Raw genomic sequence first — 10,462 nt, forward strand, 5'->3', positions numbered from 1 at the left:
CGCCATGGCAAATCCAGCAGGCTTCGCTGCCCAAGTTCTTCAGCACATGGGCGAGGGGCTCCACACACTGATTTGAGAACACGCCCGTCACCTGCCGCCTCGCGCCCGCGGGGTTGGAGAGGGGGCCCAGAAGGTTGAAGATCGTCCGTGTCCCGAGTTCCACGCGCGATGGGCCCACATGCTTCATCGAGGCATGATGGGCGGGCGCGAACATGAAGCCGACGCCGGCCTCGGAGATACAGTCCGCGATCCTGTCGGGCCCGATGTCCAGCTTGACGCCCAGCGCGGTGAGCACATCCGCCGCGCCGGATTTGGACGACAAGGCGCGGTTGCCGTGCTTGGCGACGCTCAGGCCAGCCCCCGCCGCCACGAAGGCAGCACAGGTGGAAATGTTGTAGGAGCCCGAGGCATCGCCGCCGGTGCCGACGATGTCGATGGCGGCGGCGGGTGCCGTGACCCGCAGCATCTTCTCGCGCATGATTTCCACCGCGGCGGTGATCTCGTCCACGGTCTCGCCGCGCACCCGGAGCGCCATCAGGAAGCCGCCGATCTGCGAGGGCGTGGCATCGCCCGACATCATCACCTGAAAGGCCTCGCGCGCCTCGGCGCGGCTGAGCGGCGTTCCGGCGGCCACCTTGGCGATCAGCGGTTTCATGTCAGCCATCAGCTGGCCCTCGCGAGCGAGAGGAAGTTGCGGAGGATCCTGTGACCGTGCTCCGAGGCAATGCTTTCCGGGTGGAACTGCACGCCATGCACATTGCGGGTCTTGTGGCGGAGCCCCATGATCAGCCCGTCGGCTTCCGCCGTCACTTCGAGGCTGGCGGGCAGGCTGCCGCGTTCGACGATCAGCGAATGATAGCGCGTTGCGGTAAAATCCTGCGGCAGCCCAGCGAACACGCCTTCGCCGGTGTGGTGGATCGGGCTGGTCTTGCCATGCATCTGCCGGGGCGCGCGGATCACCTTGCCGCCGAAGCACTGGCCAATGGCCTGCAGCCCGAGGCAGACGCCGAACACGGGGATGGTTTCGGACGCCTTGTCGATCAACTCGAGGCAGATGCCGGCCTCATTGGGCGTGGCCGGCCCCGGCGAGATCACGATGGCCTCGGGCCTGGCAGAGATCACCTGGCCCACGCTGATCTTGTCATTGCGGTGGACCACCGTCTCGGCGCCGATGTCGCCCAGAAAATGATAAAGGTTGTAGGTGAAGCTGTCATAATTATCGATCAGGATGATCATTGCGCCCTCCCGCCGCGGCCGGCGAAGCGCACCGCCTCCTCGGCGGCGCGGAACAGGGCCCTGGCCTTGTTGACGCATTCCTGGTGCTCGTTCTCCGGCACGCTGTCAGCCACCACGCCGGCACCCGCCTGCACATACATCTTGCCGTCCTTGACGATCGCCGTGCGCAGCACGATGCAGGTGTCCATCTCGCCGCTGGCCGAGAAGTAACCCACGCAGCCCGCATAGATGCCGCGCTTGTTCTTCTCAAGCTCGTCGATGATCTGCATGGCCCGCACCTTGGGCGCGCCGGACACGGTGCCCGCCGGAAAGCCCGCGACCAGCGCGTCGATGGCATCGAATTTCGGTCCGAGCCGGCCCTCGACATTGGAGACGATGTGCATCACCTGGCTGTAATATTCCAGGATGAACTGGTCGGTGACCTTGATGGTGCCGATCTCCGAGACGCGGCCCACGTCGTTCCGCCCGAGATCGAGCAGCATCAGGTGCTCGGCGCGTTCCTTGGGATCGGCCAGAAGCTCCGCGGCAAGGGCGCGGTCTTCGGACGGCGTGGCGCCGCGGCGGCGGGTTCCGGCGATCGGGCGGATGGTCACCTTGCCGTCGCGCACCCGGACCAGGATCTCGGGGCTCGAGCCGATCACCGAGAAGCTGTCGAAATCGAGGAAGATCAGGAAAGGCGAGGGGTTCACGCGGCGCAGCGAGCGGTAGAGCGCGAAGGGCGGCAGCGCGAATTCGGTCTCGAAGCGCTGCGAGAGCACCACCTGGAAGATGTCGCCGGCCGCGATGTACTCCTTGGCCTTCAGCACCATCGCCTTGTAGTCCTCGGGCGTGGTGTTGGAGCGTGGGCTGCCGATGGGCGGCGTTTCCGGTTCGCGCAGCGCCAGGTGATCGAGCGGCCGGTCGAGCGCCTCGACGATCCCCGTTACCCGTTCGCGCGCCCTGGCATAGGCGGCCCTGGCGGAAATGCCGGGCTCCGGATAGACCGGCGAGGTGACGCTCACCTCATCGCGCACGCTGTCGAAGATCGCCATGATGGTGGGCCGGATCAGCATGGCATCCGGAAGGCCGAGGCTGTCGGGGTTGGGCTGCGGCAGGTCCTCCATGAAACGGACCATATCATAGCCCATGTAGCCGAACACGCCCGCCGCCATCGGCGGCGCGTCGTCGGGAAGCGCGATGCGGCTTTCGGCGAGAAGCGCGCGGAGCGCCTGCAAGGGCGGCTGGTCCGCCGCTTCGAAAGGGCCGTCGGGGTCGAGCCCGGCGCGGCGGTTGATCCAGGCCTTGCCGTTCTCCACCTTCCAGATCAGGTCGGGGTTGAGCCCGATGATCGAATAACGGCCGCGCACCGCGCCGCCCTCGACCGATTCAAGCAGGAAGGAATAGCGGGCATTGCGGGCGAGCTTGAGCTTGGCGGACACCGGCGTCTCGAGGTCAGCCACCAGCCGCGCCGACACGATCTGCGCTTCGCCCGCGTCATAGGCGCGGGCAAATGCATCGAAATCGGGGGTGAGGTTCATGAGATTTATCCGGCAACGCGGTCTGGGCTCAGTTGGTTTGCTGTCCGGTGATGCTGCGCCAGAGCGTTTCATTGATGCTGACGCCCGCCTCGGCCTGCAGGGCCGCAAGATAGGCGCCGAGCATGCTGTCCGAGAGGCGCGGCTTCAGCTGTTCGGCAATGGATTTGACCTCCGGCGAAGCGGGGTCGAAGGCCGGCAGCAGCACCGGTTCTGACTGCATGATCCGGGCCGAACGGCCATCGGCCTCCAGCGCATAGGCAAAGCCCTTGTCCGGCACCGCGAAGAGCGCGGCCACCGCTGCGGGGCCAAAACCTTCGGAGGACTCGGAGCGGCGCAGGCCTTGCGCGGTCTCGATCTTGGCCTGGGCTTCGGTGGCCAGCGCATCAAGCGTGGCGCCGCTGCGGGCCCGCTCCACCAGCGCCTTGGCCTTCTCGCTGGTCAGCGCCTTCACCTTCTCAGCAGTTACCGCCGCGGCGGCTTGGGCTTTGACCGCGTCGAGGGGCCGCACGGCGGCTGGCGCCACTTCGCGCACTTCGTACCAGACATAGCCGTTATCGAGGGAGATGGCGTCGTTCTCGACGCCCACGTCGCTGGTGAAGGAGGCTTGCAGCACCTCCATGCCATGCGGGATGGCCACGTCCTTGCCGTCCTTGTCCTTGCCCTGGGCGTCGGTCGCGGCAATGAGCTGGAACGGAATGCCAGCCTTGGCGGCGATATCCTCAAAACTTGTCTGGGCGGCGCGGGCATCCTCGACGGCGTCATAGATCGCCTGGATTTCCTCGGCGGCGCGCTCGAGCCTCACCCGTTCCTGCAGCGCCGGCTTCACCTCATCCAGGGTGGATTGCTTCTCCGGCGTCACCTTCACAGCCTTGAGCAGCACGGTGGAAAGCTGGCCCTTCACCGGGTCGCTGACCGCACCCTCGGTGAGCGCGAAGGCGGCTTCGGCGATCGCCGGATCGAGGAACGCGGACCTGGTCTGGTCGTCGAAGGTGTTGTCGGCCTCGGTGAAGACGCGTTCGGTGGCCAGCGCGAGAAAATCCGTGCCGCTGGCCAGTTTTTGCCTGGCGGCTGTGGCCTCGGCCTCAGTCGGGAAACTCAGTTGCAGGATGGTGCGCTTTTCGGGAGTGAAGTAGTCGGCCTTATACTTCTCATAGGCGTCGGCCAGGTCCTGGTCGGTGATCTCGACCGCCGCCGCGATGTCGGCGGGCTCCACCTTCATGATGGCGACCGCCCGGTACTCCGGAGCCGTGTAGGCTTGCGGGTTGGCCTCATATTCCTTCTTGATCTCGTCATCCGTGGGAGCGGTCACTTCGCTGTCGGCGGTGGAAATCAGGAAATAGCGGGCATCGCGCTGCTCGGTGCCGAACCGGTACTGCGCCTCGAGCAGTCCGAGGCTCACCGGAATGCCGGCGCTGGCGGTATCGGCAAGCGCCCCGCGCAGCAGGCGCTGGCGCTCCTCGCTGAAGAACATTTCCTCCGTCAGGTTGTTTTGCGCCAGCAGCTGCTTGAAGCGCTCGGCGTCGAACGCGCCCTGCGAATTGCGGAAGGCCGGGTCCTTCATCAGGTCCTGGGCGAGGTAGGTGTAGGACACGCCGAGCCGCAGCTGCCGCGCCTGGTCGTCGAGCGCGGCCTGCTGGATCAGGCTGTCCAGCACCGCCTTGTCGAGGCCGAGCGCCCGGGCCTGCTCCGGAGTCATGCCCTGGCCGGTCTGGCGGGACAGGTTCTGAAGATAATCCTGGAAGGCGCGGTCGAAGCGGGCGGCCGGAATCTCCTGTTCGCCAACCTTGGCGATCGCGTTCTGCGTCGAGCCCCTGAACACGTCGGCAATGCCCCAGACGGCGAAACTCACGGCCAGCAGGCCGATCAGCACTTTTGCCATCCAGCCCTTGGCGGCATTGCGCAAGCTTTCCATCATGAGACGATGTTCCTTTCGATCCTTGGCCGCCCCGCGGCGCGGCGCACTATAGGTAGGAGGTCCCCCCCTCGCAAGCGCGGTATGCGTCTGCTAAGAGGCCAGTTTCGGGCAGCAGGGAGGCCACAGAAACATGGCAAGCGAAGGGCCGCGGGCGCTGGTCGCCGGCAATTGGAAGATGAACGGCAGCGTGGCGATGCTGAAGGAGCCACGCCTGCTTGCCGCCATGCTGAAGGACGTGAAGCTCAAGGCGGACGTGATGGTCTGCCCGCCGGCCGTGCTGATGCGGCGGGTTAAATCGATCCTGAAAGGCTCCAAGATCAAGCTGGGCGGCCAGGATTGCCATTGGGCGGCATCGGGTGCGCATACCGGCGATGTTTCGGCCGAAATGCTGAAGGAGGCCGGCTGCTCCGCCGTCATTGTCGGCCATTCCGAGCGCCGCACCAACCACGGCGAAACCGACGCCATCGTCCAGAAGAAAGCCAAGGCCTGCCAGCGGGCCGGGCTCACGGCCATCATCTGCATTGGCGAGACCCTGGACGAGCGCAAGGCGGGAAGCACCCTCGCGGTGGTCACCCGCCAGCTCAAGGGTTCGCTTCCCGAGGGCAGTGTCGCTGCCAATACCGTGATCGCCTATGAGCCGGTCTGGGCGATCGGCACCGGCCTCACCCCAACCACCGCCGAGGTGGCTGAGGTTCATGCCCTGATCCGCGCCGAACTGGCGGGCCTGATGGGCGGGGAGGGGGCGCAGACCCGCATCCTCTATGGCGGGTCGGTGAAGCCGTCGAATGCCGCCGAGCTCATGGGCCAGCCCAATGTGAATGGTGCGCTGGTTGGCGGCGCCAGCCTCAAGGCTGCGGATTTTCTTGGAATCATTAAGGTTTATGCCTGATGTCCGAAGTCCCTACTTTAACCAGGCGGCGGCTTCAGGCGGAGGTGATCGGGCCGATCTATGCCGAGATGGTGGCGGTGCTGGGCGAGGCCCAGGCCAGCGCCATTCTCGATGCCGCGATCCGCAAGGCGGCGATTGCCGAGGGCAAGTATTTCGCCGCCAAGGCCGGCGGCAACACCAGCATGGCGGATTTCGTCAAGCTCTATGAACTGTGGACGGCCGATGGCGCGCTTGAGATCAAGGTGCTGAAGGCGGACGAACAGAACTTCGACTTCGACGTTACCCGGTGCCGCTATGCCGAAACCTACCGGGAGATGGGGCTGGGCAAGATCGGTCATCTCATGTCCTGCAACCGGGACGGCACGTTCTGCCAGGGCTATGACCCGAACATCACGCTGGAGCGTAAACAGACCATCATGGAGGGCGCGCCATGCTGCACGTTTCGCTACCGGCGGCGCGAAGAGAATTCGCCATAACGGTGCCATGAACCCTGCCAGAACCAGCTCGGGCCAAGACACAGGGGTGAAAGGCACCGGTCTTGCCGGCTTTGCCGCGCTTATCTGGACGCTGATTGCGCTGGCTGGGCTCGCCGTGCCGGCCACCGCGCAGACCGTCACAGCCGGCTGGTATGCCGGAGAACCCCAGCAGTTCATCCAGCAGCGCGGTGGAACAGAGGTCCTGACCGGCCTCGACATTGAAATGGTTCGCGCCATTGCGTCGCGGGCGGGTTTCGCGGTCGATTTTGAACCAGTTCCGTTTCCTATGCTCGTCGCTGAAGTCGAAGCGGGGACGCGTGACATGATCCCCGGCACCGTCAGGAATTCCGCGCGGGCTAGGTTTGGCGTGTTTTCGAGGCCTTACCGGCAAGATACCAACGTGCTGGTGGTGCGCCGCGGCGAGGCTGGGCGGATTCCAGCGCCGGATGCCGCTGCATTGCGGGAGGCGCTGGCAGCCGATCAATCTTTCCGGCTTGGTGTCAGGGCCGGGTTTTCCTACGTCGATCCGGCGCTTGACGCCTTCATCACCGACCCCGCCAACGCCACGAAGATTGTGGCGGCGCCCAGCGATGAGGAAAATCTTCGGCGCCTGCTGGCGGGTGAGGTGGACGGTTTTCTGGCGGAGCGGCTCTCGGTTGCGCTGGTGATTTCCCGCAAAGGCGCCGGAAGCTTGGTGGAGGAGGGGGCGTTGCGCCTTTATGTTCCGCTCCATCTGATGTTCAGCGAGCAGGTGCCGGCAGAGACCGTTGCGGCTTTCGACAAGGCTATCGCGGCCCTGGAGTCGGACGGAACGCTGGAGCGCATCGGCGCCCGCTTCCGGTTGCCGGCTCTGCTGTCGCTGACGACCGGCAGCGCCTGGTTCTTCTTTCTAGAAGTGATAGGCACCGTCGCGGCGGCGTTCGCTGGCTACCTGGCTGGGCGATCCGAGCGGTTCAGCCTATTCGGCGGGTTGCTGCTGGCCGCGCTCGCGGCGCTGGGCGGGGGTGTCATCCGCGATATGCTGATCGGCCGCCAACCGATCGGGGCGATGGCGACCCCGCTCTATGCGCTGCTGATCTTGGCGACGGTTTCCGTGGCGTGGCTCGCAGGTCATGCCTGGCAGCGGTTCGGTGCGGCCCGGATGCTGAGGGATAGCGTATCTGTGGTGCGCAAGCGGGGCCTCGATAGCGCCTTGTTCGAACTCGCCGATGCGCTTGGCCTCGCCTGCTTTGCGATGGTGGGACTTGCGGTTGCGGTCGGCGCTGGCATTACCCCTCTTTGGGTGTGGGGTCCGGTGATGGCGACCCTGACCGGAGCAGGCGGCGGCATATTGCGTGACATCGTCCGTGGCCGCGGCGACATCCCGAACCTGAGGAGCAATCTTTACTGTGAGGTGCCGCTCGTGTGGTCGCTGGGCATCAGCTTCTATCTCGTCTGGCGGCGTGGCGTGATCGAAGCAGGCGAGATGCTGGCGCTGGTCGTCGTGGGGGTCGCCGGGATTGCCGTGTCGCGGTTGCTCGTGGCGGTCTTCCGGATCGGTCCGCCCCGGCTACCCTGACCGCCATGGCGGGCCATTTCCGGCCTGCGGCGCTTTGCGCCATGGTCAGAACCGGGCCTCGATGACCTGATGATGTCTGCAGCGCAAGGGAGTGCATGCCGTGCGAAACATGATACTGTCGCTGTTGATGCTGGCGGCCAGCACCGCGCCTGCCATGGCGCTGCAAAGCGACTGCCTGGCGATGGCCGGGGCAAGCCCGCGCATTGTGCCCGCGGCCTACACCGAAACCAAACTGGCGGCCGACGAGGTGAAGCTCACCTTCATCGGGCATGCCAGTTTCATCATCGAGAGCCCCGGCGGAACCAGGATCGTTACCGACTATGCGGGCTATTCGGCGGGCATCCTGCCCGACGCGGTGACCATGAACCGCGCCCATTCCACGCACTATACGGACAATCCGGACCCGGCCATCAAGCATGTGCTGCGCGGCTGGAACCCGGAAGGCGGCCCGGCCGTCCATGACGTCGAGATCGGCGACATCCGGGTGCGCAATGTCACCACTGATATTCGCGGCGGCAGGGCCGGCCGGATGAAGGACGGCAACTCGATTTTCATCTTCGAGGTGGCTGGCCTCTGCATCGGGCACCTCGGCCATCTGCATCACCTGCTGGGAGCCGAACATGTGGGCATGATCGGTCGCCTCGACATCGTCCTGGTTCCGGTGGACGGCGGCTACACCATGGGCCAGGATGAGATGCTGGAGGTGCTTCGCACCATCAAGGCCAGGGTGGTGATCCCCATGCATTATTTCGGCCCCACCACGCTCGCCCGCTTCATCGGCGCGGTCGGCCGCGAATATGAGCTGGAGACCTCCGCCACGCCGGACCGGGTGTTCACCGCCGCCAGCCTGCCGGACACGCCGAAACTGCTGGTATTGCAGGGCTATTAGCAGGGCGCGCGGCAAAGCCTTGCCGCGGCCTGTTGCTTTCCCCATATCAAGGCGCTAAAGCCCGCCCCGAATTCAGTTTCAGCCGGAAGACCCCATGGAAACCGTTATCCTCGTCGTCCATCTTATTGTCGCGCTGGCGCTCATCGGCGTGGTGCTTCTGCAGCGCTCGGAAGGGGGTGCCCTGGGGATCGGCGGCGGTGGCGGTGGGGGCGGCAACCTGTTTACGGCCCGCGGCGTCGGCAATGCGCTGACCCGTACCACGGCCTATCTGGCGGTTGCGTTCTTCTGCACGTCGATCGCGCTGACGGTGATCGCCACGCAGCGGACCGGCGGCGGCTCGGTCATTGACACGGTGACGCCGCCCGCCGCCACCGGAGAGCCGGCGGCTCCCGCCGAAGGCGCTGGCGACAGCTCGGTACTGCCGAAACTGCCACCCGCTCAACCGCAGGTTCCAGTCTCGCCGTAAGCGCTCCGTGCCGTTGTGCATAACCGCCCGGAAATTCCTGTGTCCGGGCTTCGAATCATGAGCCGGTCCGGCTAGGAAGGGGTTCCATGGCGCGATATATTTTCATCACCGGCGGCGTGGTTTCCTCTCTCGGCAAGGGTCTGGCATCGGCGGCACTGGGCGCCTTGCTCCAGGCGCGCGGCTTCAGCGTGAGGCTGCGCAAGCTCGACCCCTATCTGAACGTCGATCCCGGCACCATGAGCCCCTACCAGCATGGCGAGGTGTTCGTCACCGATGACGGTGCGGAGACCGACCTTGACCTCGGGCACTATGAGCGCTTCACCGGCCGGCACGCCAACCGCCAGGACAACATCACCACCGGGCGGATCTATCAGGAGATCATCGCCAAGGAGCGGCGCGGCGATTTTCTCGGTGGCACGGTGCAGGTGATCCCGCATGTGACCGACGCGATCAAGGATTTCATCAAAACCGGCAACGAGGGCTATGATTTCGTGCTGGTGGAGATCGGCGGCACAGTGGGTGACATCGAGGGCCTGCCGTTCTTCGAGGCGATCCGCCAGTTCGGGCAGGAGCAGCCGCGCGGCGATTGCCTTTACATCCATCTCACGCTGCTGCCCTTCATCCCCACGGCTGGCGAGCTCAAGACCAAGCCGACCCAGCATTCGGTGAAGGAGCTCCGCTCCATCGGCATCCAGCCGGACATTCTGTTGTGCCGGGCCGACCGCGAGATTCCGGTGAACGAGCGCCGCAAGATCGCGCTGTTCTGCAACGTCAGGCCCTCGGCGGTGATCCAGGCGCTGGACGTCAAGTCGATCTATGATGTGCCGCGGGCCTATCACAATGAGGGGCTGGACCGCGAGGTGCTGGACATCTTCGGCTTCAAGGACGCGCGCGAGCCGGACTTGAGCAAGTGGACCGAGATCATGCAGCGCATCACCCAGCCTGAGGGCGAGGTGAACATCGCGGTGGTGGGCAAGTACACCGGTCTGCTCGACGCCTACAAGTCACTGCAGGAGGCGCTCGTCCATGGCGGCATCGCCAACAAGGTGAAGGTCAACGTGGAGTGGATCGAGTCCGAGATCTTCGAGAAGGAGGATCCGGCCCCTTATCTTGAAGGCGTGCATGGCATTCTGGTGCCCGGCGGCTTTGGCGAGCGCGGCTCGGAAGGCAAAATCAAGGCCGCCACCTTCGCGCGCATCCGCAAGGTTCCCTATTTTGGGATTTGTTTCGGCATGCAGATGGCCTGCATCGAGGCGGCGCGTTCCCTGTGCGGAATTGCGGGGGCAAGCTCTACTGAGTTCGGCGAGACCGCCGAACCGGTGGTCGGCACCATGAAGGAATGGATGAAGGGCAACGAGCTGGAAATCCGCAAGTCCGGCGGCGACCTGGGCGGCACGATGCGGCTCGGGCTGTACGAGGCGGCGCTCGCGCCGGGCTCGATCGTGGAGGAGCTCTACGGCGCCCCCGTCTCGCACGAGCGCCACCGCCACCGCTACGAGGTCAACAACGCCTACCG

10 protein-coding genes are annotated in these 10,462 nt (G+C 65.3%); 6 read left to right on the plus strand and 4 right to left on the minus strand.

Going from position 1 to position 10,462, the window contains the following annotated elements:
* From trpD to ACKOED_RS11695, 4 genes are all read right to left on the minus strand, one after another.
* The coding region (trpD, locus tag ACKOED_RS11680; protein WP_408916771.1) for an anthranilate phosphoribosyltransferase at window positions 1-664 on the minus strand (664 nt) is incomplete at its 3' end.
* A complete protein-coding gene (locus ACKOED_RS11685) occupies window positions 664-1,236 on the minus strand; it encodes an anthranilate synthase component II (protein WP_408916772.1) in 573 nt (190 codons plus the stop codon). The genes ACKOED_RS11685 and trpD, both read right to left, overlap by 1 nt.
* Window positions 1,233-2,753, minus strand: coding sequence for an anthranilate synthase component I (trpE, locus tag ACKOED_RS11690; RefSeq protein ID WP_408916773.1), 1,521 nt, complete (start codon window positions 2,751-2,753; stop codon window positions 1,233-1,235). Before trpE ends, ACKOED_RS11685 begins: the two co-directional genes overlap by 4 nt.
* Window positions 2,754-2,781: 28 nt before the next feature.
* Window positions 2,782-4,668, minus strand: coding sequence for a SurA N-terminal domain-containing protein (locus tag ACKOED_RS11695; RefSeq protein WP_408916774.1), 1,887 nt, complete (start codon window positions 4,666-4,668; stop codon window positions 2,782-2,784).
* 130 nt (window positions 4,669-4,798) lie between these two features.
* Here ACKOED_RS11695 and tpiA point away from each other — a divergent pair, with 130 nt between their 5' ends.
* The 6 genes from tpiA to ACKOED_RS11725 form a co-directional block, all read left to right on the plus strand.
* Window positions 4,799-5,557: a triose-phosphate isomerase gene (gene tpiA, locus ACKOED_RS11700; RefSeq protein WP_408916775.1), complete on the plus strand. Its 759-nt coding sequence runs from the start codon at window positions 4,799-4,801 to the stop codon at window positions 5,555-5,557.
* The gene (locus ACKOED_RS11705; protein WP_408916776.1) at window positions 5,557-6,033 is read left to right on the plus strand and encodes an L-2-amino-thiazoline-4-carboxylic acid hydrolase; all 477 of its coding nucleotides are present in this window, start codon (window positions 5,557-5,559) and stop codon (window positions 6,031-6,033) included. Before tpiA ends, ACKOED_RS11705 begins: the two co-directional genes overlap by 1 nt.
* A gap of 46 nt (window positions 6,034-6,079) precedes the next feature.
* Window positions 6,080-7,591 (plus strand): TRIC cation channel family protein, encoded by a 1,512-nt coding sequence (locus tag ACKOED_RS11710; protein ID WP_408916777.1) that lies wholly within the window; start codon window positions 6,080-6,082, stop codon window positions 7,589-7,591.
* A gap of 109 nt (window positions 7,592-7,700) precedes the next feature.
* Entirely contained in the window at window positions 7,701-8,480 is a 780-nt protein-coding gene (locus tag ACKOED_RS11715; RefSeq protein WP_408916780.1) for an MBL fold metallo-hydrolase, read from the plus strand.
* Between the two features lie 94 nt (window positions 8,481-8,574).
* Entirely contained in the window at window positions 8,575-8,946 is a 372-nt protein-coding gene (gene secG / locus ACKOED_RS11720; protein WP_408916778.1) for a preprotein translocase subunit SecG, read from the plus strand.
* A gap of 86 nt (window positions 8,947-9,032) precedes the next feature.
* Window positions 9,033-10,462 (plus strand): CTP synthase (locus tag ACKOED_RS11725; protein ID WP_408916779.1); only part of this gene is annotated, 1,430 nt, incomplete at its 3' end.

The organism is Aestuariivirga sp., from assembly GCF_046093005.1.
GTDB lineage: Bacteria > Pseudomonadota > Alphaproteobacteria > Rhizobiales > Aestuariivirgaceae > Aestuariivirga.

What these genes read in the sequence shown, in the direction of transcription:
- ACKOED_RS11695 (WP_408916774.1), bottom strand. Translation starts at nt 4,668, where the DNA reads ATGATGGAAAGCTTGCGCAATGCCGCCAAGGGCTGGATGGCAAAAGTG.
- ACKOED_RS11715 (WP_408916780.1), top strand. Translation starts at nt 7,701, where the DNA reads ATGATACTGTCGCTGTTGATGCTGGCGGCCAGCACCGCGCCTGCCATG.
- tpiA (WP_408916775.1), top strand. Translation starts at nt 4,799, where the DNA reads ATGGCAAGCGAAGGGCCGCGGGCGCTGGTCGCCGGCAATTGGAAGATG.
- trpE (WP_408916773.1), bottom strand. Translation starts at nt 2,753, where the DNA reads ATGAACCTCACCCCCGATTTCGATGCATTTGCCCGCGCCTATGACGCG.
- ACKOED_RS11705 (WP_408916776.1), top strand. Translation starts at nt 5,557, where the DNA reads ATGTCCGAAGTCCCTACTTTAACCAGGCGGCGGCTTCAGGCGGAGGTG.
- ACKOED_RS11685 (WP_408916772.1), bottom strand. Translation starts at nt 1,236, where the DNA reads ATGATCATCCTGATCGATAATTATGACAGCTTCACCTACAACCTTTAT.
- secG (WP_408916778.1), top strand. Translation starts at nt 8,575, where the DNA reads ATGGAAACCGTTATCCTCGTCGTCCATCTTATTGTCGCGCTGGCGCTC.